Origin of the sequence: Streptomyces sp. NPDC047043 (assembly GCF_040644055.1) — a bacterium.
In the GTDB taxonomy this organism is placed as follows: Bacteria; Actinomycetota; Actinomycetes; order Streptomycetales; family Streptomycetaceae; genus Streptomyces.
This window is the reverse complement of sequence record NZ_JBEYVO010000052.1, coordinates 20693-46662: the sequence shown is the minus strand read 5'-3', so window position 1 is coordinate 46662 and position 25970 is coordinate 20693. Positions and strand designations below refer to the sequence as shown.

The 25970-nt window shown below is 71.2% G+C and carries 26 protein-coding genes; 19 read left to right on the top strand and 7 right to left on the bottom strand.

The features are described from left to right. Positions 1-54 precede the first annotated feature (54 nt). The 3 genes from ABZ880_RS50425 to ABZ880_RS50415 all read left to right on the top strand — a co-directional run bounded on the left by ABZ880_RS50425 (position 55) and on the right by ABZ880_RS50415 (position 2113). Positions 55-1296, top strand: coding sequence for an alpha/beta hydrolase (locus ABZ880_RS50425; RefSeq protein ID WP_361277838.1), 1242 nt, complete (start codon positions 55-57; stop codon positions 1294-1296). Further along, entirely contained in the window at positions 1262-1804 is a 543-nt protein-coding gene (tsaE, locus tag ABZ880_RS50420) for a tRNA (adenosine(37)-N6)-threonylcarbamoyltransferase complex ATPase subunit type 1 TsaE (RefSeq protein ID WP_361277836.1), read from the top strand. Before ABZ880_RS50425 ends, tsaE begins: the two co-directional genes overlap by 35 nt. 138 nt (positions 1805-1942) lie before the next feature. Continuing rightward, positions 1943-2113 (top strand): hypothetical protein, encoded by a 171-nt coding sequence (locus tag ABZ880_RS50415; protein WP_361277834.1) that lies wholly within the window; start codon positions 1943-1945, stop codon positions 2111-2113. Positions 2114-2130: 17 nt separating this feature from the next. Here ABZ880_RS50415 and ABZ880_RS50410 read toward each other — a convergent pair whose 3' ends face one another. Next, on the bottom strand, positions 2131-2685 hold the full coding sequence (locus tag ABZ880_RS50410) for a hypothetical protein (RefSeq protein ID WP_361277832.1): 555 nt from the start codon (positions 2683-2685) through the stop codon (positions 2131-2133). Positions 2686-2799: 114 nt separating this feature from the next. Between ABZ880_RS50410 and tsaB the strand changes: the two genes are divergently transcribed. The 4 genes from tsaB to ABZ880_RS50390 are packed head-to-tail and all read left to right on the top strand — an operon-like array spanning position 2800 to position 5330. Next, positions 2800-3456, top strand: a complete 657-nt coding sequence (gene tsaB / locus ABZ880_RS50405) for a tRNA (adenosine(37)-N6)-threonylcarbamoyltransferase complex dimerization subunit type 1 TsaB (protein WP_361277830.1) — start codon at positions 2800-2802, stop codon at positions 3454-3456. A gap of 2 nt (positions 3457-3458) precedes the next feature. Beyond that, positions 3459-3989: a ribosomal protein S18-alanine N-acetyltransferase gene (gene rimI, locus ABZ880_RS50400; protein WP_361277875.1), complete on the top strand. Its 531-nt coding sequence runs from the start codon at positions 3459-3461 to the stop codon at positions 3987-3989. After that, positions 3982-5076 (top strand): tRNA (adenosine(37)-N6)-threonylcarbamoyltransferase complex transferase subunit TsaD, encoded by a 1095-nt coding sequence (gene tsaD, locus ABZ880_RS50395; RefSeq protein ID WP_361277829.1) that lies wholly within the window; start codon positions 3982-3984, stop codon positions 5074-5076. Before rimI ends, tsaD begins: the two co-directional genes overlap by 8 nt. Further along, positions 5073-5330 carry a hypothetical protein gene (locus ABZ880_RS50390; RefSeq protein ID WP_361277828.1) on the top strand — a complete coding sequence of 86 codons (258 nt, stop codon included), beginning with the start codon at positions 5073-5075 and terminating at the stop codon, positions 5328-5330. The genes tsaD and ABZ880_RS50390 overlap by 4 nt, the downstream gene beginning before the upstream one ends. Here the strand turns inward: ABZ880_RS50390 and ABZ880_RS50385 are convergent. Continuing rightward, positions 5281-5805 (bottom strand): hypothetical protein, encoded by a 525-nt coding sequence (locus tag ABZ880_RS50385; protein ID WP_361277827.1) that lies wholly within the window; start codon positions 5803-5805, stop codon positions 5281-5283. The two genes, ABZ880_RS50390 and ABZ880_RS50385, sit on opposite strands and share 50 nt — an antisense overlap. 29 nt (positions 5806-5834) lie before the next feature. Beyond that, a complete protein-coding gene (locus ABZ880_RS50380; protein WP_361277826.1) occupies positions 5835-8138 on the bottom strand; it encodes a glycoside hydrolase family 3 N-terminal domain-containing protein in 2304 nt (767 codons plus the stop codon). Positions 8139-8284: 146 nt separating this feature from the next. On the opposite strand from ABZ880_RS50380, the gene ABZ880_RS50375 reads away from it, so the two are divergent. From ABZ880_RS50375 to ABZ880_RS50345, 7 genes are all read left to right on the top strand, one after another. Further along, the gene (locus ABZ880_RS50375; RefSeq protein WP_361277825.1) at positions 8285-9352 is read left to right on the top strand and encodes a LacI family DNA-binding transcriptional regulator; all 1068 of its coding nucleotides are present in this window, start codon (positions 8285-8287) and stop codon (positions 9350-9352) included. 95 nt (positions 9353-9447) lie between these two features. Next, complete coding sequence (locus tag ABZ880_RS50370) at positions 9448-10791, top strand: endo-1,4-beta-xylanase (RefSeq protein WP_361277824.1); 1344 nt, start codon at positions 9448-9450, stop codon at positions 10789-10791. A gap of 80 nt (positions 10792-10871) precedes the next feature. Beyond that, complete coding sequence (locus ABZ880_RS50365) at positions 10872-11921, top strand: LCP family protein (protein WP_361277823.1); 1050 nt, start codon at positions 10872-10874, stop codon at positions 11919-11921. A gap of 132 nt (positions 11922-12053) precedes the next feature. Beyond that, positions 12054-13418 carry an FG-GAP-like repeat-containing protein gene (locus ABZ880_RS50360; protein WP_361277822.1) on the top strand — a complete coding sequence of 455 codons (1365 nt, stop codon included), beginning with the start codon at positions 12054-12056 and terminating at the stop codon, positions 13416-13418. 132 nt (positions 13419-13550) lie between these two features. Continuing rightward, positions 13551-13907 carry a YciI family protein gene (locus ABZ880_RS50355; RefSeq protein ID WP_361277821.1) on the top strand — a complete coding sequence of 119 codons (357 nt, stop codon included), beginning with the start codon at positions 13551-13553 and terminating at the stop codon, positions 13905-13907. A gap of 50 nt (positions 13908-13957) precedes the next feature. Continuing rightward, on the top strand, positions 13958-15235 hold the full coding sequence (locus tag ABZ880_RS50350; protein ID WP_361277820.1) for an RNA polymerase sigma factor: 1278 nt from the start codon (positions 13958-13960) through the stop codon (positions 15233-15235). Between the two features lie 105 nt (positions 15236-15340). Beyond that, entirely contained in the window at positions 15341-17365 is a 2025-nt protein-coding gene (locus ABZ880_RS50345) for a cell wall-binding repeat-containing protein (RefSeq protein ID WP_361277819.1), read from the top strand. Here ABZ880_RS50345 and ABZ880_RS50340 read toward each other — a convergent pair. Next, on the bottom strand, positions 17355-18590 hold the full coding sequence (locus ABZ880_RS50340) for a class I SAM-dependent methyltransferase (protein ID WP_361277818.1): 1236 nt from the start codon (positions 18588-18590) through the stop codon (positions 17355-17357). The genes ABZ880_RS50345 and ABZ880_RS50340 overlap by 11 nt on opposite strands. A gap of 30 nt (positions 18591-18620) precedes the next feature. Here ABZ880_RS50340 and ABZ880_RS50335 point away from each other — a divergent pair, with 30 nt between their 5' ends. The 4 genes from ABZ880_RS50335 to groL all read left to right on the top strand — a co-directional run bounded on the left by ABZ880_RS50335 (position 18621) and on the right by groL (position 22603). Then, positions 18621-19550, top strand: a complete 930-nt coding sequence (locus ABZ880_RS50335) for a polysaccharide deacetylase family protein (RefSeq protein ID WP_361277817.1) — start codon at positions 18621-18623, stop codon at positions 19548-19550. Beyond that, positions 19547-20359: a polysaccharide deacetylase family protein gene (locus tag ABZ880_RS50330; RefSeq protein WP_361277816.1), complete on the top strand. Its 813-nt coding sequence runs from the start codon at positions 19547-19549 to the stop codon at positions 20357-20359. The genes ABZ880_RS50335 and ABZ880_RS50330 overlap by 4 nt, the downstream gene beginning before the upstream one ends. A 191-nt stretch (positions 20360-20550) precedes the next feature. Continuing rightward, the gene (gene groES / locus ABZ880_RS50325; RefSeq protein ID WP_055493212.1) at positions 20551-20859 is read left to right on the top strand and encodes a co-chaperone GroES; all 309 of its coding nucleotides are present in this window, start codon (positions 20551-20553) and stop codon (positions 20857-20859) included. Positions 20860-20977: 118 nt separating this feature from the next. Beyond that, positions 20978-22603, top strand: coding sequence for a chaperonin GroEL (groL, locus tag ABZ880_RS50320; protein ID WP_361277815.1), 1626 nt, complete (start codon positions 20978-20980; stop codon positions 22601-22603). A gap of 56 nt (positions 22604-22659) precedes the next feature. On the opposite strand, the gene ABZ880_RS50315 is transcribed toward groL, so the two are convergent. The 3 genes from ABZ880_RS50315 to ABZ880_RS50305 all read right to left on the bottom strand — a co-directional run bounded on the left by ABZ880_RS50315 (position 22660) and on the right by ABZ880_RS50305 (position 24980). Continuing rightward, positions 22660-23367: an ester cyclase gene (locus ABZ880_RS50315; RefSeq protein ID WP_361277814.1), complete on the bottom strand. Its 708-nt coding sequence runs from the start codon at positions 23365-23367 to the stop codon at positions 22660-22662. A 74-nt stretch (positions 23368-23441) separates the two neighbouring features. Then, the gene (locus ABZ880_RS50310; protein ID WP_361277813.1) at positions 23442-24215 is read right to left on the bottom strand and encodes an SDR family oxidoreductase; all 774 of its coding nucleotides are present in this window, start codon (positions 24213-24215) and stop codon (positions 23442-23444) included. 96 nt (positions 24216-24311) lie between these two features. After that, positions 24312-24980 carry an MOSC domain-containing protein gene (locus tag ABZ880_RS50305; RefSeq protein WP_361277812.1) on the bottom strand — a complete coding sequence of 223 codons (669 nt, stop codon included), beginning with the start codon at positions 24978-24980 and terminating at the stop codon, positions 24312-24314. Positions 24981-25060: 80 nt separating this feature from the next. On the opposite strand from ABZ880_RS50305, the gene ABZ880_RS50300 reads away from it, so the two are divergent. Next, on the top strand, positions 25061-25957 hold the full coding sequence (locus tag ABZ880_RS50300; protein ID WP_361277811.1) for a LysR family transcriptional regulator: 897 nt from the start codon (positions 25061-25063) through the stop codon (positions 25955-25957). Positions 25958-25970: the final 13 nt, after the last annotated feature.

The following is a 25970-nucleotide window of genomic DNA, read 5'->3' as shown; positions in this document are numbered from 1 at the left end:
ACCTGTTTCACCCGAACCGGCGAACATCAGCAATCCGGCGAAGAGGAGCGGTACGTGAGCGAGAGCAGTGCGGAGGCCGTCGCAGCCGTCGCCTCCGCCACGGGGGCGGCCGGAAACTGGCGCCGTGCGACCGGCATCGCGGGCGCCGCGATAGGCGTGGTCGCCGCGGGCGCGGCGGCCGGCGTCGCCATCGAGCGGCTCACCGTCGGCCGCGGCATGCGCAAGAAGGCACGGCTGGCCCTCGATTCGACGGGCCCGTACGGCTCGCTGCGCGGCACACCCGGCAGGGCGTACGCCGACGACGGCACCGAGCTGTACTACGAGGTCGACGACGTCGACCCCGAGGCCGTGCCCGCGCTCAGCCCGCGCCGGCGGCGGCTGTTCGGGCGGAAGGCGCCCGCACCCGTCACCGTCGTCTTCAGCCACGGCTACTGCCTCAGCCAGGACTCCTGGCACTTCCAGCGGGCTGCCCTGCGGGGCGTCGTACGGACCGTGCACTGGGACCAGCGCAGCCACGGGCGGTCCGGGCGGGGTGTGCAGCAGGTCCAGGACGGCGTGCCGGTCAGCATCGACCAGCTCGGGCGGGACCTGAAGGCCGTCATCGACGCGGCGGTGCCGCAGGGGCCGATCGTGCTCGTCGGACACTCCATGGGCGGGATGACCATGATGGCGCTCGCCGACCAGTACCCCGAGCTGATCCGGGACCGGGTCGTCGCCACCGCTTTCGTCGGTACGTCGTCCGGGCGGCTCGGCGAGGTCAACTTCGGGCTGCCCGTCGCGGGCGTCAATGCCGTACGGCGGGTGCTGCCCGGGGTGCTGAAGGCGCTCGGGCAGCAGGCCGCGCTGGTGGAGAAGGGGCGGCGGGCGACCGCCGACCTGTTCGCCGGGATCATCAAGCGGTACTCGTTCGCGTCACGGGACGTCGACCCGGCGGTCGCGCGGTTCGCCGAGCGGATGATCGAGGGCACGCCGATCGACGTGGTCGCCGAGTTCTACCCGGCGTTCACCGACCACGACAAGACCGAGGCGCTCGAGTCCTTCACGGACATGCCGGTGCTCGTCCTGGCCGGGATCGGCGACCTCGTCACGCCCAGCGAGCACAGCGAGGCCATCGCCGACCTGCTGCCGGACGCCGAGCTGGTGCTGGTCCCGGACGCCGGGCACCTGGTCATGCTGGAACACCCGGAAGTGGTCACCGACCGGCTGGCGGACCTTCTCACCCGTGCGGGTGCCGTGCCGGCAGGGGCTACCGTGGGTGGCTATGGAAGCACCAGCAGCACCGCACAACCCGGCTGAGTCCGAGGCCACCGAGTCCTCCGTGTCTTCTGCGGAGATCACCGTCACCTCCCCCGAGCAGATGCGGGACCTGGGCCGCCGCCTGGCCAAGCTGCTGCGCGCCGGTGACCTCGTGATGCTCAACGGGGAGCTCGGCGCGGGCAAGACGACGCTGACGCGCGGACTCGGCGAGGGGCTCGGTGTCCGGGGCGCGGTCACGTCCCCGACCTTCGTGATCGCCCGGGTGCACCCGTCGCTGGGCGACGGACCGCCGCTGGTCCACGTCGACGCGTACCGGCTGGGCGGCGGGCTCGACGAGATGGAGGACCTCGACCTCGACGTCTCGCTGCCCGACTCGGTGATCGTCGTGGAGTGGGGCGAGGGCAAGGTCGAGGAGCTGACCGACGACCGGCTGCACGTCGTCATCCACCGGGCCGTCGGAGACACCACCGACGAGGTGCGACACGTGACGGTGACCGGGCTCGGCGGGCGCTGGGCGACGGTGGACCTGAGCGTCCTGTCGGCCTGACGGCGATCGTTTTCGGTGAACGTTCCGACAAGACGTCGGCAAGATATTGCATTCGGCGTCTTGTGCGTGGTCACATGGTACCCAGTCCGTAGTTAGGTCTACCTAACTATGCCCGCCCCCGCTCTTCAGGAGGCGCTCATGTCGGCCACGGAACGAGACGAGACGCTGCCGCGTGTGGTGTCCGCGGTGTCGATGCGCGATCTGCTGGCGTCGTGCGCCGCCGCGAACGTGATCTCCACACCGCCGCGTCTGCCGGACCCCGAGGTGTCCCGGCCGCCGGCCGAGCACAGCCGTCGGCAAGCCGCGTAGCCGTATCGGCGGCGGCCTCAGCGGATCACGACGACCTGTGCGCCGATCGTCGCGAACTCCCACAGCGCGTCGCCGTCCTTGCGGGACTCGCGGATGCCGCCCGTACGCACACCCGGGTCGGGCGTGCGCGCCTTGTCGTCGACGGCCGCGCTGAAGCCGATGGCCACGCCGTCCACGGCGGCGAAGCGGACGACGTGCTCGACGGGGGTGCCGTCGGTGCCGGTGACGGAGTTCGACCGCGACGTGACGGGATAGAAGCCCGGGGCCGGGTCGACGGAGCCCGGCGTGACCGTGAACGTGCGGGTGACCTTGTTGCTCGCGGCGACCAGCCACACCCGGTCGTCGTCCACCGAGTACACGACCCGCTCACCCGTGCCGGACCCGACGGGCAGGGCGGTGGGGTCCTGCTGGTCGCGGGGCGCCTTGGAGGCGACCACCTCGGGGGAGGCGCTCGCGGCCGGCTCGGCCAGAGCCGCCGGGACGGTCGTGTGAGCCTGGTAGCCGAGGAAGCCGACGGTCGCCAGGGCCGCCGCGGTGAGCCCGAACACGAATCCGGAGCTTCTGCTTGCCACCCTCGTCCACCTGACCCATCGCGTCGTACGTCCTGCTTTGCGGCGACCGTAGCAGCCACCACGCGCCCCACCGGGGCGGCCATGCCTGCGACGCAGGAGCCGTAGGCTGTTTGCGTGCTCTTGCTCGCTCTGGATACCGCCACTCCCGCCGTCACCGTCGCGCTGCACGACGGCACGGACGTCATCGCCTCCTCGAGTCAGGTGGACGCGCGCCGGCACGGTGAGCTGCTGCTGCCGGCCGTCGACCGTGTGCTCGCCGAGGCCGGGCTCAGGCTCGACGCCGTCACCGGCATCGTCGTGGGCATCGGACCCGGCCCCTACACGGGGCTGCGCGTCGGCCTGATGACCGCGGACACCTTCGGGCTCGCGCTCGGCGTCCCCGTGCACGGCGTGTGCACGCTCGACGGTCTCGCCTACGCCTCCGACATCGACAAGGGCCCCTTCGTCGTGGCGACGGACGCCCGGCGCAAGGAGGTCTACTGGGCGCGCTACGCCGACTCCCGGACCCGGCTCACCGACCCCGCCGTCGACCGGCCCGGCGACATCGCCGACCGGGTGGCCGGACTGCCGGCCGTCGGCGCGGGCGCGCTGCTGTACCCGGACACCTTCCCGAACGTGCACGAGCCGGAGCACGTGTCGGCCGCCGCGCTCGCCGCGCTGGCCGCCGAGAGACTGGGCAAGGGCGAGGAACTCCCCGCACCCCGGCCGCTGTACCTGCGCCGCCCCGACGCGCAGGTCCCCAAGAACTACAAGGTGGTCACCCCCAAGTGACCGTGAGTGAACCCGTGACGCCTGGACTGCGCGAGATGCGCTGGTGGGACATCGATCCCGTACTGGAGCTGGAGAAGGACCTCTTCCCCGAGGACGCCTGGTCCCGGGGCATGTTCTGGTCCGAGCTGGCGCATGCGCGCGGCTCCGAGGCGACGCGCCGATACGTGGTCGCGGAGGAGGGGGAGCGGATCGTGGGATACGCGGGTCTCGCCGCCTCCGGGGACCTGGCCGACATCCAGACCATCGCCGTCTGCCGCGACCACTGGGGCACGGGCCTCGGTGGCCGGCTGCTGACCGAACTGCTGCGGGCCGCCTCGGCGTTCGAGTGCGCCGAGGTGATGCTGGAGTGCCGGATCGACAACGTCCGCGCCCAGAAGCTGTACGAGCGCTTCGGCTTCGAGGCCATCGGTTTCCGACGCGGCTACTACCAGCCGGGCAACGTGGACGCCCTGGTGATGCGACTGACCACGGAATCCGGCAGCGGCCCCGCCGCGGATTCCACCTCCGAACAAGGAACCGAGATCCATGGCTGACTCACGCGACGAGCCTCTCGTACTGGGGATTGAGACCTCCTGCGACGAGACCGGCGTCGGCATCGTCCGCGGCACCACCCTGCTGGCCGACGCCGTCGCCTCCAGCGTCGACGAGCACGCCCGCTTCGGCGGTGTGGTGCCGGAGGTCGCGAGCCGCGCGCATCTCGAGGCGATGGTCCCGACGATCGACCGCGCGCTGAAGGAGGCGGGCGTCAGCGCCCGCGACCTGGACGGCATCGCGGTCACCGCCGGCCCCGGTCTGGCCGGCGCGCTCCTGGTCGGCGTATCGGCCGCGAAGGCGTACGCCTACGCGCTCGGCAAGCCCCTCTACGGCGTCAACCACCTCGCCTCCCACATCTGCGTGGACCAGCTGGAGCACGGCGCACTGCCCGAGCCGACGATGGCGCTGCTGGTCTCCGGCGGGCACTCGTCCCTGCTGATGTCGACGGACATCACTTCGGACGTACGGCCGCTGGGCGCGACCATCGACGACGCGGCCGGCGAGGCCTTCGACAAGATCGCCCGGGTGCTGAACCTCGGCTTCCCCGGCGGCCCGGTCATCGACCGGTACGCGCGCGAGGGCGACCCGGAGGCGATCGCCTTCCCGCGCGGCCTGACCGGCCCGCGCGATCCGGCGTACGACTTCTCCTTCTCCGGTCTGAAGACGGCCGTGGCCCGCTGGATCGAGGCCAAGCGGGCGGCGGGGGAGGAGGTGCCGGTGCGTGACGTGGCCGCGTCCTTCCAGGAGGCGGTCGTGGACGTGCTGACCCGGAAGGCCGTACGGGCCTGCAAGGACGAGGGCGTGGAGCACCTGATGATCGGCGGCGGTGTGGCCGCCAACTCCCGGCTGCGTGCGCTGGCGCAGGAGCGGTGCGAGGCGGCCGGGATCCAACTGCGGGTGCCGCGGCCGAAGTTGTGCACCGACAACGGCGCGATGGTGGCGGCGCTCGGTGCGGAGATGGTCGCCCGCAACCGGGCCGCCTCCAGCTGGGACCTGTCGGCGGACTCGTCGCTGCCGGTGACGGAGACGCATGTGCCCGGCCACGATCACGTTCACGAGGTCAGCAAGGAGAACCTCTACTCGTGACGGTCGCGTTGATGTGGGAGGCGCGGGCCGCCGAGGGGCGGGGGGCCGAACTGCTCGCCTGGGCACGGGTGCAGGAGCTGCCCGCACGGCCCCGGCGCCGGGAGACCTTCCGGGCCCCGCAGGACCGCGTCCTCGTCATCACCTGGTGGGACGCGGACTACGACGCCGAACTGCCCGAACTGCCCGAGCCGGATGGCGAGTTGGTCATGCGGGCGGTGCATCGGTGGCGGTTCGAGTCGACGGCGGTGGAGTGACGGGGAAGTAGAAGAGCCTCCCCGGCTCGTCGTCGTTGTGGCCCAGCCACAGCCGGCGGCCGTTGCGGCGCTCCCAGCGGGCGCCCACCGCGGCCTTGACCGACCAGTCCACCGCCATCGCCAGGGCGATCATGAGCGCCGTCGAGAACCCCAGCAGGCCCAGGGCCACGCCCGGCACCAGGAACAGCGAGAACCGCAGCGCCATGCCAAGCGTGCGGCTGCGCAGGGCCGGATCGCCGTCCGTCGCCGGTACCGCGGCCTCGAACTCCCTCACCGAGCCGACCCACTTGAGCCGGGAGGACCGCAGGGCCGCCGACAGGACGACGAAGACGAGTCCGGAGCCGGCCAGCCAGGCCGCCCCGCCGGCCACGAGCGATGCGCTGTCGTCCACGGCGAACGCCACCGCCACACCGACCGCGGTGGCGATCACCAGCGCCACCGCGGCCATCAGCTCATGGTGTACGTACCTGACCATCCGCAACCCCCGTTGCTCCGGCGCAGGGGTCACCCGACCCCCGTCACCTCCGTCTCGCACCGCAGCCGGCGGTCGACGCCGAGCACCCTCACCGGTCCAGTGAGATGCAGTCGCGCCGTGTGCCGTACGTCTGCGCTCGATGCCGCCAACCGTAGTTCCAGCGCGCCCGGTTCGACCACCCTTGCACCGGAGCGGTCGGTGAAGGCCGACAGGTCCGCGTGGAACCCGAAGGTGACGCGGTACGCCTCGCCCGGCTCCAGCTCCAGCCGTCGGTAGCCGATCAGACGGACGTCCGGGCGGGTCACCGAGGCCACCGGGTCGTGCAGGTACAGCTGCACGACCTCGGCGCCCGCGCGCTCGCCCGTGTTGCGGACCGTGACCGACACCTCGTACGAGCCGTCCGTGCCGATCTCCGCCCCGGCGGAATCGGATTCCCAGGCGAACGTCGTGTACGACCGCCCGTGTCCGAAGGCGTACAGCGGCGTCGGATCGAGGTTGCTGACCTCGCCCGCGAGGCCCAGCGGGGGCTGGAGGTAGGTCCAGGGCTGGCCTCCCGGGACCCGCGGAACGCTGACCGGGAGGCGGCCCGAGGGGTTGACGCGGCCCGACAGCACGCCCGCCACCGCCGGGCCGCCCTCCTCTCCCGGGAAGAACGCCTGGACCACGGCGGCCAGCCGGCCGTGCCAGCGGCCCAGGGCGTACGGGCGGCCGGTCAGCAGCACCAGGACGACGGGGACCCCCGTCGCCACCAGCGCGTCCAGCAGGTCGCCCTGTACACCCGGCAGTTGGAGGTCCGTCACATCGCAGCCCTCGCCCGAGGTGCCCCGGCCGAACAGGCCCGCCCGGTCGCCGAGGACCGCCACGCACACATCCGCCTCGGCGGTCCGCGCCACCGCCTCCTCGAAGCCCGACGGGTCCGGGTCCGAGGTGTCGCAGCCCTCCGCGAACGTCACCTTCGCGTCCGGGAGTTCGGCCCGCAGCGCCTGCAGCACGGTCGGGATCTCCACGCCCATCGGCACCTCGGGGTGGTGCGTGAGGACGTGCGAGGGGAAGGAGTAGCAGCCGAGCATGGCGAGGGCGTCGGCCGCCCGCGGTCCGACCACCGCGATGCGGGTGTCGGGGGACAGCGGCAGGATCCCGTCGGGGTTGTCCAGCAGGACCACCGACTCCTCGGCCAGGCGGCGGGCCAGGGCCCGGTTCGCGGCCGAGTCGAGGTTGATGGCGGCGTGCGGCTCGGGGTCCCAGTCCTCGTCCAGGAGGCCCAGCTCGCACTTCTGCAGCAGGACCCGGCGGGCCGCGCGGTCGATCAGCGACTCGGGGACCTCGCCCGCCCGTACCGCCTCGATCAGCGGTCTGCCGTAGCACTTCAGGGTGGGGAGTTCGACGTCGAGGCCGGCCGCGAGCGCCGCGTGGGCCGCCTGGGCCTCGGTGCCGGCGACCCGGTGCTGGGTCTGCAGGAAGCCGACCCCGAAGTAGTCGGCGACCACCGTGCCGGTGAAGCCCCACTCCTCGCGCAGGAGGTCGGTCAGCAGGCCCGGGTCCGCCGAGGCCGGAACGCCGTCCGTGTCCGTGTACGCCGCCATCACCGAGCGGGCCCCCGCCTCCCGCAGCGCCATCTCGAAGGGCGGCAGGGTGATGTCCGCGAACTCCCGCACGCCCGCCCGCACGGGTGCGAGGTTCCGGGCGCCCGCCGAGGAGGCGTACCCGGCGAAGTGCTTGAGCGTGGAGACGATCCCGGCCGACTCCAGGCCCCGTACGTACGCGCTGCCGATCGTGCCGACCAGGTACGGGTCCTCGCCGACCGTCTCCTCCACCCGGCCCCAGCGCGGATCCCGTACGACGTCCAGGACCGGGGCGAGACCCTGGTGGACGCCGACCGAGCGCAGGTCGCGGCCGATGGCGGCCGCCATCTCCGCCACCAGCCCCGGGTCGAAGCTCGCGCCCCAGGCGAGCGGCACCGGGTAGGCGGTGGCCTGCCAGGTGGTGAAGCCGGCCAGGCACTCCTCGTGGGCGAGGGCCGGGATGCCGAAACGGCCCGCCGCGGCGATACGGCGCTGGGCGCGGGCCAGTGCCTGCGCGCCCAGCGCCGGGTCCACGGGGGCGGTGCCGAAGGGGCGGGTGAGCTGGCCGAGGCCCTGGGTGATCAGCTCGTCCCAGTCGTAGTCGGAGCTCATCTCGCGCTGCAGCGGGGCGACTCCGTCCCCGTCGGTGTCGGCGCCCACCCACACGCCGTAGAGCTGGGCGGTCTTCTCCTCCAGGGTCATCCGGGAGAGCAGGTCCTCGACACGGGCGGCGGCGGGCAGGTCGGGGTCACGCCAGGGAGCGGTGGTCATGAAACTCCTGCTCTGGTCGGATGGCCTTCAGGGCGAGTCGGCGGTGGCCCGCTCGCGAATGTTTCGCTGTGTACATCGAATGTTCCGGGAACCTAGGGCGGTCAGGAGGGTTCGTCAAGAGGTCGTGCAGGGATACGATCGCCGCCATGACACCCCCGGAGCCCGTTGAAACGCGGACGACAACCCCGACGGCAGGCCGGTCGGCGCAGACCGCGACGCTCGCCGAGATCGCCCGTGAGGCCGGCGTGTCCGCGCCGACTGTTTCGAAGGTCCTCAACGGCCGCGCAGACGTGGCCCCGGCCACCCGCAGCCGGGTCGAGGAGCTGCTGCGTGCGCACGGTTATCGCCGCCGGCGTGCGGAGGCCAGCCGGTCGCCCCTCATCGACCTCGTCTTCCACGAGCTGGAGAGCGCCTGGGCGATGGAGGTCATCCGGGGCGTGGAGAACGTGGCCCGGGACGCCGGCCTGAGCGTGGTGCTCAGCGAGAGCGCCGGGCGGCTGACGCCGGGGCGGACCTGGGCGGACCAGGTCGCCGCCCGCCGCCCGCACGGCGTGATCCTCGTCCTGTCCGGGCTCGACGAGTCCCAGCGGGCGCTGCTGACCAGCCGCTCCATCCCGTTCGTGGTGATGGACCCGGCCGGCGACCCCGGCGTCGACGTACCGTCCATCGGCGCGACCAACTGGCAGGGCGGGCTGGCCGCCACCCGGCACCTGATCGACCTCGGCCACACCCGCATCGGCGCCATCACCGGCCCGTCCCGCATGATGTGCAGCCGCGCCCGCGTCGACGGCTACCGGGCCGCCCTGGAGACCGCCGGGCTGCCGGTGGACCCGTCGCTGATCGCGAGCGGCGACTTCCACCACGAGACCGGCTACCGGCAGGGCCTGGAGCTGCTGCGCCGCCCGGACCGGCCCACCGCCGTCTTCGCCCTCAACGACCTCCAGGCGCTCGGCCTGTACGAGGCCGCGCGCGAACTCGGGCTGCGCATCCCCGAGGACCTGAGCGTGGTCGGGTTCGACGATCTGCCGGTGGCGCGCTGGGTGGGGCCGCCGCTGACGACCGTACGGCAGCCGCTGACGGAGATGGCCGAGGCGGCGGCCAAGCTGGTGCTCGACCTGGGGCGGGAGGACCAGTCGCCGGTGGCCACGCGGGTGGAGCTGGCGACGAGTCTGGTGGTGCGCAGCAGCACGGCGGCGCCTCCCGCGGTTCAGTAGGGAGGCCTGTTGCTGTATTGACGGGTGTTTCGTGGCGCCCCACACTGCTCCGAAGCCAATCGGTTGCACGACCGAAACTTTCGGAGGCACCCGCAATGAGATCTCTGAGAACAGGCTTATCCCTTTCGGCACTTGTCGTCGGTGCTGCGCTGCTGTTCACGGCGCCCGCGGCCCAGGCCGCCGACTCCCCCCTCCGGGACCTCGCCGCCGCCAAGGGCAAGGTCATCGGGACGGCGGTCACCGGCTCCAAGCTCACGGGGACGTACGGCGACATCGCGGGGGCGCAGTTCAACTCGCTCACCCCCGGCAATGCCATGAAGTGGGGCTCGGTCGAGCCGACCCAGGGCAGCTTCAACTGGACCGAGGCCGACCAGATCGTCGCCTTCGCGCAGGCCCACAACCAGCAGGTGCGCGGCCACACCCTGGTCTGGCACAGCCAGAACCCGAGCTGGCTGACCAACGGCAGCTGGACCTCCGCCCAGCTCAGCAGCCTGCTCCAGAACCACATCGGCACCGAAGTCGGCCGCTACAAGGGCAGGATCGCCGCCTGGGACGTGGTCAACGAGCCCTTCAACGAGGACGGCACCTACCGCTCGACCCTCTGGTACAACGGCCTCGGCGCCGACTACATCGCGAGCGCCCTGACCTGGGCAAGGGCAGCCGACCCGGACGCCAAGCTCTACATCAACGACTACAACGTGGAGGGCGTCAACGCGAAGTCCACGGCCCTGTACAACCTGGTCAAGGACCTCAAGAGCCGCGGCGTCCCGATCGACGGCGTGGGCCTCCAGGCCCATCTGATCCTCGGCCAGGTCCCCGCCACCCTCCAGCAGAACATCCAGCGCTTCGCCGACCTCGGCGTCGACGTGGCGATCACCGAGCTGGACGTACGGATGGCGCTGCCGTCCGACAGCACGAAGCTCGCCCAGCAGGCCGCCGACTACAAGTCGGTCGTGGCCGCCTGTGTGGCCGTGACCCGCTGCGCGGGCGTCACCGTGTGGGGCTTCACCGACTCCGACTCCTGGGTTCCGGGCACCTTCCCGGGATACGGGGCTGCGACGCCGTACGACGAGAACTACGCGCCGAAACCGGCGTACCACGCGATCGCGGAGGCGCTCGGCGGCACGACGACCACGCCGCCCACCGGTGCCTGCTCGGCGGCGTACAGCGTGACGAGTCAGTGGAACACCGGGTTCACGGGGCAGGTGAAGATCGCCTGCTCGGGCGCCTCGCTCTCGTCCTGGAAGGCGAGTTGGACGTTCGGTGCGGGCCAGCAGACCACGCAGGCGTGGAACGCGACGTGCACGCAGAGCGGTTCGGCGGTGACGTGCGCGAACGCCTCCTACAACGGCTCGGTGCCGGACGGCGGTTCGGTGACGTTCGGGTTCAACGGGACGTGGAGCGGGAGCAACCCCGTACCGGCCGTCACGCTGGGCTGAACCTGAGAATTTCCGAAGAAAACCGCTTCACACCGTCGCCACTAACAATCCCCTAATAATTCGGACTTACGTTCCTGCCCGTGACGGGACACGACGAGAACGGCGGCGCGGGCAGACCGAGGGGCCGGCGATCGACCGTACTGAAGATCGCCGGCCTCACCATGGCGGGCCTGCTGGTGCTGGGTGCGGGCGCTGCGGGCTGGGCGTACTGGCACCTCGACAACAACATCAAGAGCGTCGACATCAACCAGGCGCTCGGCGACGACCGACCGGCGAAGGCGGTGGCGACACCGTCGGCGTCGGCCTCCGCCGCACCGCTCCCCACCGGTTCGCTGAACATCCTGGTCCTGGGCTCGGACTCGCGCAGCGGCAAGGAGAACAAGGCACTCGGCGGGGGCGACAGCTCCGGGGCCCGTTCCGACACGGCGATGGTGGTCCACATCGACGCGGGCCGTAAGAAGGCCACGGTCGTCAGCATCCCGCGCGACACGCTGGTCACGCGTCCGTCCTGTCCGTTGAAGTCGGGCGGTTCGACGGCGGTGGCGTACAGCGCGATGTTCAACAGCGCGTATTCGGTGGGCGGCGCGGTCTGCGCCGTGAAAACCGTCGAGTCGATCACGGACATCCGTATGGACCACTATCTCGAGATCGACTTCTCGGGCTTCGCGAAGCTGGTGAACGCGCTGGGCGGCGTCACGGTCACCACGGACGAGGACATCGACGACGACGACAGCCATCTGCACCTGAAGGCCGGCACCCACGAACTGAACGGCAAGCAGGCCCTCGCCCTGGCCCGCACCCGGCACGGCATAGGCGACGGCAGCGACCTCGGCCGCATAGGCCTGCAGCAGAAGCTGGTGAAGGCCCTGCTGGAACGGATCGCCTCGACAAGCCTGTTCACCGACCCGGCCAAGCTGTACACGGTGGCCGAGGCGGTCACCAGCAGCCTGACCACGGACACCGGCCTGGACTCGCTGAGCGAACTCGTGGAACTCGGCCGGAGCCTGAAGGGCCTGTCGGCAGCCGACGTGAAGACGGTGATGATGCCGGTGGTGACCGCACCGTCGAACCCCAACCGGGTGGTGGCGAAGGAACCGGCGGCGACCAAGCTGTGGGAGTCGCTGCGCTGAGCGCGGCGGGCGCGGTGGCGTGCGCCCGTTACAACCCCTGTACCGGGTGACGAGTCTTCAGTGGTGTCACCGTAACTAGGGGGTCTCCCGGTGTTTTCCCTTTCTTTGTCGGGTCGCCTGGCGGTCCCGGTCGTGGCGGGTGTGGTTGCGCTGGGAGTTGCCCCGCCGCAGGAGCTGAGCCGGGCGGAGGCCGCCGCGCGTGCCCCCGTCCGCTTCGACTTCAACGGTGACGGTTACGGGGACCTCGCGGTCGGTGCGCCGGGGGCCACGGTCGGCGGGGCGGCCAGGGCGGGGTACGTGACCGTGATGTACGGCGGCCCGCATGGGCTGTCCGTGACTCGACGGGCCGTCATGTCCCGTTCCACGAGCGGGATTCCGGGCAGTGCGACGACCGGCGAGGGCTTCGGGACGCAGCTCTCCAGGGGTGACCTCGACGGCGACGGGTACGCCGACCTGGTCATCGGGAACAAGTCCGGGACGACCGACGCGGTGATCCTCTGGGGCGGCCCGCACGGCCTGACCGGCGCCGGCGCGAAGTCGGTCCCGGCCACCAACACCCAGACCGGCGACTTCAACGGCGACGGCAAGCTGGACCTGGCGCTGTTCCGCACCCGCCCCGCCGTCGGCGACGACCCGAACGGCAGCACGGCGAGCGTCCGGAACGGCCCCTTCACCCGCGCCGGCGGCCATGGCACCGAGGCCTCCCTCGACGCCGACCACCTCAAGTACTACGACGTCCGGGACGGCGCCACGGGTGACGTGAACGGGGACGGCCGCGACGATCTGGCGCTCAGCATCTACGAGGGCGACGGCGTGTACGGCACCCGGTACTACGCGGGCTCGGCATCCGGCCCGACGCCCGGGACAGCACCCGACACCATCCCCAACACCGACGGCGGCATCGCCTTCGGCGACCTCAACGGCGACGGCTACGACGACATCGCGGTCGGCGCGGTCTACGACTCGGCGGTCACGGTGGCCTACGGCTCGGCCTCCGGTGTCGGTCCCCGCGGCACCTGGAAGACGTACACCGAGGACACCCCGGGCGTGCCCGGGACGAACGACCCCGTCTTCCGCTTCGGCGAGTCCCTGTCGGCCGCCGACATCACCGGCGACGGCATCGACGACCTCGCCGTCGGCGTCCCAGGCAAGGAGCTGGGCTACGACGACAACGCGGGCGCCGTCGACATCCTGCGCGGCAGCAGGTCCGGCCTCACGGGCAAGGGCGCCCAGTCCTTCACCCAGAACACCTCCGGGATCCCGGGCACGGCCGAACTGTCCGACTCCTTCGGCTCGGCGGTCGAACTCCTCGACATCAACGGCAACGGCTACGCGGACCTGGCGGCGGCAGCCGTGGGGGAGGACGGCGGGAACGGGGCGGTCTGGGAGCTGCGGGGGCGGCCCACGGGGATCGTGACGGACGCGGCGCTGCTGTTCGGGCCGAAGGCGATCGGGGCGCCGTATGCGAAGGCGGCATTCGGGACCGAGATCGGGTAGCTCACCTGCGGAAACGTACGTACGGAAAAAATCTTCGAAGAAATCCGATGAGCTTGTCGATCCGGCTGGGTCTTGTTCGACGCACAGGTGAAAGCCCGGGAAGGACCCGGCGCCCACCACCGAGGAGTCACCATGCCCCGCTACCTCTCCCTCGTTCAGATCGACGAGGCCACCATGCCCACCGAAGGCCCCAGCCCCGAGCTGATGCAGCGCATGGGTGAGCTGATCGAGGAGGTCACCAAGGCCGGTGTCATGCTCGACACCGCCGGGCTCACCCCGTCCGCGCAGGGCACCCGTGTGCACTGGCAGGGCGGTCAGATCTCCGTCACCGACGGGCCCTTCACCGAGTCCAAGGAGGTCGTCGGCGGCTACGCGATCATGCAGTGCAAGGACCTGGCCGAGGCGATCGAGTGGACCAAGAAGTTCCTCAAGGTGCACGAGGAGTACTGGACCGTGACGTGCGAGGTGCGGGAGATCGCGGAGGGCTGAGCCACCCGCTTCCTTGGCCGTACGCCGGTACGGGTGTTGCATGGAGGGCTGTGAGCTCACAGCCCTCCGCCGACGCCTCCGGCGACCCCCGCCACACCATCGAGACCGTCTTCCGCATCGAGTCCCCCCGCATCATCGCCGGCGTCACCCGCATCGTCCGCGACGTCGGCATCGCCGAGGAGCTCGCGCAGGACGCGCTGGTCGCCGCGCTCGAGCAGTGGCCGCGGGACGGCGTCCCCGACAACCCGGGCGCCTGGCTCATGGCCACCGCCCGGAACCGCGCCGTCGACCTGATCCGCCGCCGGGAGAACTACGCCCGCAAGCTGCAGGAGATCGGCCGCACCGTCGAGACCGCGGCCCCGCCCGAGGAGCCCGCCGACGCCGACGACATCGACGACGACCTACTCCGCCTGGTCTTCACCGCCTGCCACCCCGTCCTGTCCGCCGAGGCCCGCATCGCACTCACCCTGCGCCTGCTCGGCGGTCTGACCACGCCCGAGATCGCCCGCGCGTTCCTGGTCCCCGAGGCCACCGTCGCCCAGCGCATCGTCCGCGCCAAGCGCACCCTCGCCACCAAGAACATCGCCTTCGAGGTCCCTTACGGCCCCGAGCGCGAGGCCCGGCTGGGGTCGGTGCTCGACGTCATCTACCTGATCTTCAACGAGGGTTACGCCGCCACCGCGGGCGACGACTGGCTGCGCCCGGCACTGTGCGAGGACGCCCTCCGCCTGGCCCGCGTCCTGTCGTCACTGATGCCGAAGGAGCCGGAGGTCCACGCCCTGACCTCCCTCCTCGAGTTCCAGGCCTCCCGCACCGCCGCCCGCACCGGACCGAACGGCGAGCCCGTCCTCCTCAAGGACCAGAGCCGCCGCCGCTGGAACCGCATGCTCATCGCCCGCGGCATCACGGCCCTGCACCGCGCCGACGCCACGGCCACCGGCGCCCCGGGCCCGTACGCCCTCCAGGCCGCCATCGCCGCCTGCCACGCGCACGCGTACACCTACGAGGAGACCGACTGGCGGAGCATCGCCACCCTGTACGGCCTGCTCGCCGCCCGCGCCCCGTCCCCGGTCGTCGAGCTCAACCGCGCGGTCGCCGTGTCCATGGCGCAGGGCCCGGCGGAGGCGCTCGCGATCGTCGACGGCCTCGCCGCCGAGCCCGCACTGCGCGACTACCACCTGCTGCCCAGCGTCCGCGGGGACCTGCTGGAGCGGCTCGGGCGGACGGCCGAGGCCCGCGAGGAGTTCGTACGGGCCGCCGGTCTCGCCCGCAACGAACGGGAGCGGCAGCTGTTGCTGGCGAGACTCCATTCCCTTCCTGGTCACTGAGGGTTTACAGTTGCGCGGCTGCCCGGCAACCGGCGTGACACCTTCCGCGGTGGGGGCAGCGCTCCGATACCTGTGGGGGGTACCTCCTTGCGATCTTCCAGATCTGTGCGACCGGCCCGCTCGGCCCGGTCTTCCGCCCGCCGGAAACTGGTCGCGCTCACCGCCGCCACCGCGCTCGCCGCCGGCACCGTCGCCCTGCTCGCACCGGGCGCGTCGGCCGATGTCGCCGGATGGCCGGCCGCCGACGGCTCCATCGCCGTGATCGGCGACGGCATGTCCCTGGTCGACGACTCGGGCGCCGGCGAAAAGAGGATCTACGACGGGGACGCCGAGACGCCCGCCTGGGCGCCCGACGGCAGCCGCGTGGTCTTCGAGGACGCCGGCTACCTGCGCACCGTGAGCGTCGCGGGCGGTTCCGCGACCACGGTCTACAACGGCGTGGACAACGGTCGCTCGCCCTCGCGCCCGACGTACTGGGCCTCCGGCAGCGGAATCGTCTTCTCCGCCACCAAGAAGCTCTACAGGATCCCGTCCGGCGGCGGCACCGCCACCGCCCTCCTCTCCAGCGGCGGCTGCGACACCTACCCGAGCGCCGCCGCGGTGGACCCAGTCGTCGCCTTCCAGCGGGGCGGTACGGGCTGCAGCACCACGACGCCCTCGATCGTGCTCTACGACGCCGACGCCGGCACCCAGACCACGCTGGTCACCAACGGTGCTTCGCCAGCCCTGTCGCCCGACGGCACCAAGGTCGCGTTCATCCGCACGGTCGACGGCCACCGCCAGCTGTTCACCGTCAACACCGACGGCACGGGAGAGCGCCGCCTGCTCACCGACACCGCCGACTACGACAATCCGTCCTGGGCGCCCGCGAGCGACCGGCTGGTCGTCTCCTACGACCACAAGACGGACAGTACGGGCAACTGCTGCTCGGTGGGCATGGAGGTCCTGACGGTCACCGCCGACTCGGTGACCGAGGGCACCCCCTTCCCGTACGGAGGCCTCCAGCGCTCGCCCGCCTGGCAGCCGCTGCGCAAGAACGTCGTCGGCCGGGTCTGGGGAGCCGACGTCTACGGCAGCAACATCGCCGCGTCCCGCTGGACCTGGAACACCACCGGCCAGAGCGAGGCGGGCCTGATGAACGCCTCGTCCGCCGTGCTGGTCTCCAAGGACAGCTCGGCGTACGCGCTGACGGCCCCCGCCCTCGCGGGAAAGAAGCACGGTCCGGTCCTGCTGACCTCGGGCAGCTCGCTGTCCTCGTCCGTGCAGACCGAGCTCAAGCGCATCCTCAAGCCCGGCGCGAGCGTCTACCTCGTCGGCGGCACGTCGATCCTGAGCAGCAGCGTCGCCTCGAAGGTCTCCTCGCTCGGCCTCACCCCGAAGCGGCTGGCCGGCACGTCCCGCTACTCGACCTCGGTCGCCGTCGCCAAGTCCATCACCGGCGCGCCGGACTACGTCTTCATCGCCACCGGCACCGACTACCACTCGGCGCTCGCCGCCGCGTCGGCCGCCGGCGCGGACGGCACCGGCAGCAAGGCGGTCGTCGTGCTCAACGACGGCAACTCGCTGACCTCGTCCGTGAAGTCGTACCTCAACAGCCTGGACCCGCGCGACACCTACATGATCCCGGTCGGCGGCTCGGCGAAGTACGCCCTGACGCACACGTCGTTCTCCAACTGGCCGTCGACGTACACCTATTACCCGGTCACCGCGAGCACCCACGAGGGCACCGCCGCCGCGCTCGCCCGCTTCTGGTGGGGCGGTCCGCACAACGCCGCGCTCGCCTACGTCGACAGCTGGCGCGGCGGCACCTCGGCCGCCGCCGCGATGAACGTCTTCGGCCCGCTGCTGTGGACGAACATCGACGCCCTCTCCGCCGACACCAGGACGTACCTGGTCAGGGGGGCCGCGAGCCTCAACTCCGTGGCGGTCTTCGGCGGCACCGGCTCGGTGTCGGCCACGGCGCTGAACTCCGCGGGCACGGCGATCAGCGCGAACAGCGGCCAGTGGGACTACAGGCCGTACTACAACGGCCTTGAGCCGACGGCGACTTCGTCGTTCTCCACGGCATCGTCCCAGGGGACCGGAGTCCGCCCGGACCTCGGTTCGCTGCGCACGACGGTCACCCGCTAGCCGGCCGGGCGGGGGCGCCGACGAGCATGGTCGGCGCCCCCGCCACCCGGGTCAGAAACACCGTCGCGGAGCCCGGTCCCTGCGGCTTGACCTTCTTGCGCAACTCCTCCGGCTCCACCGCCGACCCCCGCTTCTTCACGGTCAGGATCCCGACCTCCCGCTCCCGCAGCAGCGCCTTCAACTTCTTGACGTTGAAGGGGAGTTGGTCGGTGATCTCGTACGAGGACGCATACGGCGTCGGCCGCAGCTCGTCCGCGGTGACGTACGCGATGGTGGGGTCGATCAGCCCGCCGTCGAGCTCCTCGGCGACCTCGGCGACCAGATGGGCCCGGATGGCCGCGCCGTCGGGCTCGTACAAGTACCGTCCGACGGGCCGGACTTGAGGATCGGGGAGTCCCTTTCCGAGCAGGGTCCGTGGCCCCGGCAGCAGCGTCGCCCGCACCGCCCCCGGCTCCACCCCGAACCACAGCACCGCCTCCTTCACATCCCCGCCGTCCGAGATCCACTCGGCCTCGGCGTCGCCGGGCACGGCCTCGTGCGGAATGCCGGGCGCGACCTTGAGCGCGGCATGAGGGGCCTTGCGAGCGGCTTCGACCGCCCACGACAAGGGCGGCGAGTAGGCCTCCGGATCGAAGATGCGCCCGCGCCCACCGCGCCGGGCGGGGTCGACGAACACGGCGTCGTACCCGTCCGTACTCACCTCCATGACGTCCGCCTCGCGCACCTCGATCAGCTCGCCCAGCCCGAGCGCCTCGGCGTTCGCGCGCGCCACGGCCGCCGTCACCGGATCCCGGTCGACGGCGAGGACCCGGATCCCGGCCCGCGCCAGCGCGATCGCGTCCCCGCCGATCCCGCAGCACAGGTCGGCCAGGGAGGTCGCCCCGAGCGCCTTCAGCCGCTCCGCCCGATACGCGGCGACACTCGAGCGCGTCGACTGCTCCACCCCGTTCGGCGTGAAGAACATCCGCTCCGCGTCCCCGGCCCCGAACTTCGCCGCCGCCCGCTGCCGCAGCCGCGCCTGCCCGAGCGCCGCCGACACCAGCTCGGCGGGGTGCTCGCGGCGCAGCCGGGTGGCGACGGCGAGCTCGTCGGCCGGGGCCGTGCCGCGCACCTCGTCGAGGAGGGCGCGGCCTTCGGGGGTGAGGAGGTCAGCGAGGTCGTTCACCGGCTCATTGTGGGCCAGTCGGTGGACGGTGCGCCTCCGGCCGCGGTGTCGGGCCGGCATCCGCGCGGGGTCCTGCGAAGATCCGGCACCATGCGAGTAGTCGTACAAAATGACAAAAACGGGACGTCGTACGGGGCCCGGCTCCGCGTCGGAATCGCCGTTCTCGCGGCCGCCGCCATCGCCTCGGCCTGTGCCCGACCCGGCGGCGGCGAGGCGCAGCCGGCCCCCGGTCAGCAGGCCCTGAAGGCACCCCCGGCCCGCGCCCTCGACTCGTACGCCACGAAGCTGCGCGCGGTGCACGCGGCCCGGGTCGCCGCGGCGAAACGCTGGCGCCTGGCGGACGTTCCGCTGCCGGCCCCGCCGCCCCCCGCCGGAAAGCCGAAGATCAAGGCTCGCAAGGGCTTCGAGGTGGACGACCAGGTGGAGCTGCACCTCCCGCCGGTCTTCACCACGATCCCCACCAAACGGAAGGTCGTCTTCCTCACCATCGACGACGGCGCCGAGAAGGACCCGGCGTTCCTGCGCATGATGAGCGACCTGAAGATCCCCTACACCGCCTTCCTCAGCAACTTCCTGATCAAGGACAACTACGGCTACTTCAAGAAGATGCAGGCCGCGGGCGTCACGCTGAACAACCACACGCTCACCCACCCGTACCTGCCGGCGCTGTCGTACCGACGGCAGAAGCGGGAGATCTGCGGCATGCAGGACGTCATGGAGAAGCACTTCGGCAAACGCCCCAGGCTCTTCCGCCCGCCGTTCGGCAACTACAACCAGAACACCCTGCGCGCCGCCAAGTCCTGCGGCATCAAGTACGCGCCCATCTGGGACGAGGAAGTCTTCGTCGACCACTGGGAGTACCGCGAGGACGACCGTGACCTGCACCCCGGCGACATCGTCCTCACCCACTTCCGCGGCCGTTCCGAGTGGAAGGGCACGATGGTCGACGACATGCGCCGCTTCCTGGACAAGGTCACCGCCGAGGGCTACGCCGTGGCTCGCCTGGAGGACTACCTGTGAGGCTCCGGTCCCTGTCCGCCGGCGTCCTGGCACTCGCGCTGCTCACAGGCTGCGCCCAGTCCGTCGACCCCATCGAACGGCTGGGCAAGAAGGCGGCCCAGCGCGTACGGCCGCACGGCCCGGCCGAACTCCCGTACCGCGCCTGGGGCCTCAGAGCCCCGCTGCCGCACGCCCCGAACCGGCCCTCCGGCCTGTCCACGCCGGTCCGCACGGCGGGCCCGGGCCTCCTGCCTGTCCTGTCCCGCGTCCCGACCCGCGACAAGGTCGTCTTCCTGACCTACGACGACGGCGCCGAGAAGGATCCGCGGTTCGTCGACATGATCCGCGAACTGCGCCTGCCGGTCAGCATGTTCCTCACGGACAGCGTCGTCGGCCCGGGCTACGGCCACTTCGCGCGCCTGCAGACGGTCGGCGCGACCATCCAGAACCACACCCTCGACCACCCGGCCCTGCGCGGCCTGCCCTACGCCGGCCAGCGCGCCGAGATCTGCGGCCAGCAGGACAAACTCCGCTCCCGCTTCGGCCGCCGCCCCCGCCTCTTCCGCCCGCCCTACGGCACGTACGACACCACCACCCTCAGGGCGGCCGCCGACTGCGGGCTCTCGGCGATCGTCCTGTGGCGCGTGTCGATGACGGGAACCGGCGAGCTGACCTACCGGCACGGCGGCCACCGTCTGCGCCCCGGCGACATCGTGGCGGTCGACCCGGACGAGGACACGGGCCTGACCCTCCGGGACCGGACGCTGCGGTTGCTGCGGAGAGTGCAGCGGGCGGGCCTGACAGTGGGCCGCCTGGAGGACTACGTCTGACACCCTCCGGGGACGCGATTGGCACTCCGCTTGACCGAGTGCTAATCGCGGTCATAGTCTCGGGTCTGGCACTCCCCACTGGAGAGTGCCAACTACGCGACGGGCAGGTCCGGCACCCGCGACGACGGATCCACCTGGTCGCCACCTCAGACAGTTAACCCCGTGAGATCTCCGAAGGGGGAGGTCGGATCGTGACGACCGCCAGCTCCAAGGTTGCCATCAAGCCGCTCGAGGACCGCATCGTGGTCCAGCCGCTGGACGCCGAGCAGACCACGGCCTCTGGCCTGGTCATTCCGGACACCGCCAAGGAGAAGCCCCAGGAGGGCGTCGTCCTGGCCGTGGGCCCGGGCCGCTTCGAGAACGGCGAGCGCCTGCCGCTCGACGTCAAGACCGGCGACATCGTGCTGTACAGCAAGTACGGCGGCACCGAGGTGAAGTACAACGGCGAGGAGTACCTCGTCCTCTCGGCTCGCGACGTGCTCGCGATCATCGAGAAGTAATTCACTTCGAAGCACATTGCTTTTGAGCTGCGCCCCGGGCCCCCGCGACCTTATGAAGCCGGGCGTCAGGGGCGCAGTTCGTTTCACCCACGTTTTCCGAGAGGGCTGAACCGCTCCCATGGCGAAGATCCTGAAGTTCGACGAGGACGCCCGTCGCGCCCTCGAGCGCGGCGTCAACAAGCTGGCCGACACGGTCAAGGTGACGATCGGCCCCAAGGGCCGCAACGTCGTCATCGACAAGAAGTTCGGCGCCCCCACCATCACCAACGACGGCGTCACCATCGCCCGTGAGGTCGAGGTCGAGGACCCGTACGAGAACCTCGGCGCGCAGCTGGTGAAGGAGGTGGCGACCAAGACCAACGACATCGCTGGTGACGGCACCACCACCGCCACCGTGCTCGCCCAGGCGCTGGTGCGCGAGGGCCTGAAGAACGTCGCCGCGGGTGCCTCCCCGGCGCTGCTGAAGAAGGGCATCGACGCGGCCGTGGCCGCGGTCTCCGAGGAGCTCCTCGCGACCGCCCGCCCGATCGACGAGAAGTCCGACATCGCCGCCGTGGCCGGTCTGTCCGCCCAGGACAGCCAGGTCGGCGAGCTCATCGCCGAGGCGATGGACAAGGTCGGCAAGGACGGTGTCATCACCGTCGAGGAGTCCAACACCTTCGGTCTGGAGCTGGACTTCACCGAGGGCATGGCCTTCGACAAGGGCTACCTGTCCCCGTACTTCGTCACCGACCAGGAGCGTATGGAGGCCGTCCTCGACGACCCGTACATCCTGATCAACCAGGGCAAGATCGCCTCGATCGCCGATCTGCTGCCGCTGCTCGAGAAGGTCATCCAGGCGGGTGCCTCCAAGCCGCTGCTGATCATCGCCGAGGACGTCGAGGGCGAGGCCCTCTCCACCCTGGTCGTGAACAAGATCCGCGGCACCTTCAACGCGGTCGCGGTCAAGGCCCCCGGCTTCGGCGACCGCCGCAAGGCGATGCTGCAGGACATGGCGGTCCTCACCGGCGCCACGGTCATCTCCGAGGAGGTCGGCCTCAAGCTCGACCAGGTCGGCCTGGACGTGCTGGGCTCCGCCCGCCGCGTGACGATCACCAAGGACGACACCACCATCGTCGACGGCGCCGGCAACTCCGAGGACGTCGTGGGCCGCGTCGCCCAGATCAAGGCCGAGATCGAGAACACCGACTCCGACTGGGACCGCGAGAAGCTCCAGGAGCGCCTCGCGAAGCTGGCCGGCGGCGTGTGCGTGATCAAGGTCGGCGCCGCCACCGAGGTGGAGCTGAAGGAGAAGAAGCACCGTCTGGAGGACGCCATCTCCGCGACCCGCGCCGCGGTCGAGGAGGGCATCGTCTCCGGTGGTGGCTCCGCGCTGGTCCACGCCGCCAAGGTGCTCGAGGGCGGCCTCGGCAAGTCCGGCGACGAGGCCACCGGTGTCGCCGTCGTCCGCCGCGCGGTCGTCGAGCCGCTGCGCTGGATCGCCGAGAACGCCGGCCTGGAGGGCTACGTCATCACCTCCAAGGTCGCCGAGCTCGAGAAGGGCCAGGGCTTCAACGCCGCCACCGGCGAGTACGGCGACCTGGTCAAGGCCGGCGTCATCGACCCGGTCAAGGTCACCCGCTCCGCCCTGGAGAACGCCGCCTCCATCGCCTCCCTGCTTCTGACGACCGAGACCCTGGTCGTCGAGAAGAAGGAAGAGGAGGAGCCGGCGGCCGCGGGCCACGGTCACGGCCACGCCCACTGACGCATGTCAGCAGTAGGGCCCGGCACCCTGGGGGTGCCGGGCCCTCGCGTTTTCCCCTACTGCTCCAGCCCTTCGAGCACACCCAGTTGCGCCATCAGCCCCAGCCGGTCGTACTGCCACCAGCCCTCGACGATCTTCCCGTGCTCGCCGAACCGCTGAATGGTGCAACCCGTCATGGAGACCGCCTTCCCACTGGCGGGAATCCCCATGAACTCGCCCTTCTGGGTCCCCTTCCAGGTCCACCGCGTGCACACGCGGTCCCCCTCGGCGAGCTGGTCCCCGATCTCGAAGGTGAAGTCGAAGCCGCTGCGCCACATCCCGACCTCGCGCCGCATCGCGTCCATGCCGATGGTGTCCTGCTCGTTGGCGGGATCGTGGTCGTGGTAGTTCTCCGCGATCACGTCGTCGAGCGGCGGCAGCTCCCCCTTGGCGGCCAGCAGTTCGAAGAACCGCCGGGCGGTGGCCGCGTACAACTGCTCGTCCCGTACGACGTCCAGATCCGTGAAGGTCGGCATCTCGTCACAGAGAGCCACCATCTCCCGGAAGATCTTGTCCGTCTCGGGCAGGTTGGAGTTCCGCATCGCCTCCTCGTACGACGGAAACTCCACGATCTCGATGAAGTGCGACGCGTCGGAGTGGTCCTTGCCGACCATCGCGTGCGTCGCCGTCCGCTTTCCCCTGGTCTGTTCGACCCACGCGTCCATCAGCCGGTTGATGTCATCGAACCGGCTCGTCCTGCAGTCGATGAGCTGTACGAACGTCATGGTGGTGCCTCCGGTCCGCCTGGTCCGGTCGTACGCCACCATTGTCCTCCTCCGGCCCCGCGGCGCCATGCGGCCTACTGAGGCCCGTACTTCCGCCCCGTACGCGAGCTGATCCCGCCCAGCAGCCCCCGGGGCGTCACCTTCACGAGTCCCATCAGCACCTTGTAGCGCGGGTCGGGGATGGACAACGACTTCCCCCGCGCCAGATCCCCCAGCGCCGCCGCCACCAGCTTGTCCGCATCCAGCCACATCCAGCCGGGGATGTTGTCCGTCCCCATCCCGGCCCGCTCGTGGAACTCGGTGCGCACGAACCCCGGGCACAGCGCCATCAGCCGCACCCCGCTGCCCGCCAGGTCCTTCGCCGCGCCCTGCGTGAACTGCACGACCCACGCCTTGGAGGCGCCGTACGTCCCGCGCGGCACGAACGCAGCCACCGACGCGACGTTGACGACCCCGCCGCGCCCCCGCTCCCGCATCGCCTCGGTCGCCGCCACCGTCAGCCGCAGCACCGCCTCGCAGTGCACCTTGAGCATCTGCAGCTCGTCGGCGATCGGTACGTCGAGAAAGCGGCCCTTGTTGCCGAAGCCGGCGTTGTTGATCAGCAGGTCGACGGGGTTCCTGCGGTCGGCGAGACGGCCGGCCACCGTCTCGATGCCGTCGTCCGTCGCGAGATCGGCGGTGAGGACCTCCGCCTCGATGCCGTGCCGGTCGTGCAGTTCGGTCGCCTGTTCCTGCAACCGCTTGGTGTCGCGGGCGACGAGCACCAGGTTGTGCCCGTCGCCCGCCAGCCGCCGCGCGAAGGCGGCACCGATGCCCGCGGTCGATCCCGTAATCAGAGCCGTTGTCATGGGCCAAGCGTAGTTACCCGGACTGTGCGGATCCGATCTCTGCACACGGCCCGACGGTGGTGAAGCATCCGAGGAGGAGACGCCCCTGAACCCCGGTCAGGAGCCGTACTTCTCCAGGTACCTGCGCGCCGCCTCCCGCCCGTCCGGATGCAGCGCGTCCCCGGCCGCCAACAGCCTTGGCAGCAGCGCCCGTTCGGTCGTGACTGCCCGGAACTGCAGTGCCACCGTCACGTCGTGGCCCGGCCGGTGCACGATCTCGACCGGGTCGCCGGAGCGGATCTCGCCGGGCTCGATCACCCGCAGATACGCACCCGGCGCACCCTTCTGCGTGAACCGCTTCACCCAGCCCTTCTCACCCAGATGGCCCTGGAAGGTGAGACAGGGAATCCGACCGCAGGTGACCTCCAGCACGACCTGGGGCCCGATCCGCCAGCGCTCGCCGATCAGCGCGCCCGAGACGTCGAGGCCCTCGGTGGTGAGGTTCTCGCCGAACGAGCCGTTGCGCAGCGCCCGCCCCAACTCCCGCTCCCAGCCGTCGAGATCCTCACGCGCGACGGCGTACACGGCCTGGTCGTCCCCGCCGTGATGGCGCATCTCGCACACCGCGTCCCCGGCCAGCCCGCTCGCCCCGATCCCCTTGGGCCCGGGCGCCGCGACCCGCACGGGCCCGTCCACCGGCTGCTTGTCGATGCCGGTCACACCCTGGGGCTGGTCCGTGTACGGCACGGGCTTCGGGCGGCCGAGGTTCACAGACAGAAGCTTCATGCCCGCACGGTAAGCGACCCCAGCTCAAAGTGTCGACGCATTATCGGTCTCCCTGCCAAAGGATCACTTATCCTCGAACCGTGATCGAAGCCCGTCATCTCCGCGTACTGCGCGCCGTCGCCTCCACCGGCTCCTTCTCGGCCGCGGGCCGCGAACTGGGCTGCACCCAGCCCGCCGTGAGCCAGCAGATGAAGGCCCTGGAGACCTCGGTCGGCACCCCGCTGCTCATCCGCAGCGGCCGCGCGATGCGACTGACGCAGGCCGGCGAGGCGCTCGTCCGGCACGCGAACGGCATCCTCGCCGGGCTCACCGCCGCCGAGGAGGAGGTCGCCGCGATCGCCGGCCTGCGCGCGGGCCGGGTCCGGCTCGTCTCCTTCCCGAGCGGCAGCAGCACCCTCGTCCCCACCGCCCTCGCCGCCCTGCGCGCCGCCCACCCCGGCACCCGCGTCTCCCTCGAGGAGGCCGAACCGCCCGCCTCCGTCGAGATGTTGCGCGAGGGCGACTGCGACGTGGCACTCGCCTTCCGGTACGAGGGCGCGGCCGGCGCCGAGGAGTGGGACGACCTCGTCGTACGACCGCTGCTGACCGACCGCCTCGTCGGTCTCGTACCGGAGCGGCACCGCCTGGCACAGGCCGGGACCGTGGCCATCGGCGACCTCGCGCACGAGCCGTGGATCGCCGGATGCCCGCGCTGCCGCGGGCAGTTGGCGGAGGTGTGCGAGACGGCCGGCTTCACCCCGCGCATCGACTTCGCCACCGACGACTACCCGGCGGTCGTCGGCCTGGTCGGCGCCGGCCTGGGCGTCGCCGTACTGCCCCAACTCGCCATCGAGTCCGTACGGCCGCGCCACGCGCGCGTGCTGACGCTGGAACCGGCGGTGCGCCGGGAAATCGTGGCGATCACCCTGCCCGATCTGGCGCAGGTGCCGGCGGTCGCGGCGACGCTGGAGCAACTCGGGCGCGCGGCAACCCCCTAGCGAATTCCTGTCG

Bases quoted from the DNA above. Each gene is read 5' to 3' on its own strand.
- groL (WP_361277815.1), top strand. From the start codon at position 20,978: ATGGCGAAGATCCTGAAGTTCGACGAGGACGCCCGTCGCGCCCTCGAG.
- ABZ880_RS50385 (WP_361277827.1), bottom strand. From the start codon at position 5,805: ATGGTCAGGTACGTACACCATGAGCTGATGGCCGCGGTGGCGCTGGTG.
- ABZ880_RS50375 (WP_361277825.1), top strand. From the start codon at position 8,285: ATGACACCCCCGGAGCCCGTTGAAACGCGGACGACAACCCCGACGGCA.
- ABZ880_RS50315 (WP_361277814.1), bottom strand. From the start codon at position 23,367: ATGACGTTCGTACAGCTCATCGACTGCAGGACGAGCCGGTTCGATGAC.
- ABZ880_RS50380 (WP_361277826.1), bottom strand. From the start codon at position 8,138: ATGACCACCGCTCCCTGGCGTGACCCCGACCTGCCCGCCGCCGCCCGT.
- tsaD (WP_361277829.1), top strand. From the start codon at position 3,982: ATGGCTGACTCACGCGACGAGCCTCTCGTACTGGGGATTGAGACCTCC.
- ABZ880_RS50370 (WP_361277824.1), top strand. From the start codon at position 9,448: ATGAGATCTCTGAGAACAGGCTTATCCCTTTCGGCACTTGTCGTCGGT.
- ABZ880_RS50340 (WP_361277818.1), bottom strand. From the start codon at position 18,590: ATGCCGGCCCGACACCGCGGCCGGAGGCGCACCGTCCACCGACTGGCC.
- ABZ880_RS50310 (WP_361277813.1), bottom strand. From the start codon at position 24,215: ATGACAACGGCTCTGATTACGGGATCGACCGCGGGCATCGGTGCCGCC.
- tsaE (WP_361277836.1), top strand. From the start codon at position 1,262: ATGGAAGCACCAGCAGCACCGCACAACCCGGCTGAGTCCGAGGCCACC.
- ABZ880_RS50355 (WP_361277821.1), top strand. From the start codon at position 13,551: ATGCCCCGCTACCTCTCCCTCGTTCAGATCGACGAGGCCACCATGCCC.
- ABZ880_RS50335 (WP_361277817.1), top strand. From the start codon at position 18,621: ATGCGAGTAGTCGTACAAAATGACAAAAACGGGACGTCGTACGGGGCC.
- ABZ880_RS50415 (WP_361277834.1), top strand. From the start codon at position 1,943: ATGTCGGCCACGGAACGAGACGAGACGCTGCCGCGTGTGGTGTCCGCG.
- ABZ880_RS50305 (WP_361277812.1), bottom strand. From the start codon at position 24,980: ATGAAGCTTCTGTCTGTGAACCTCGGCCGCCCGAAGCCCGTGCCGTAC.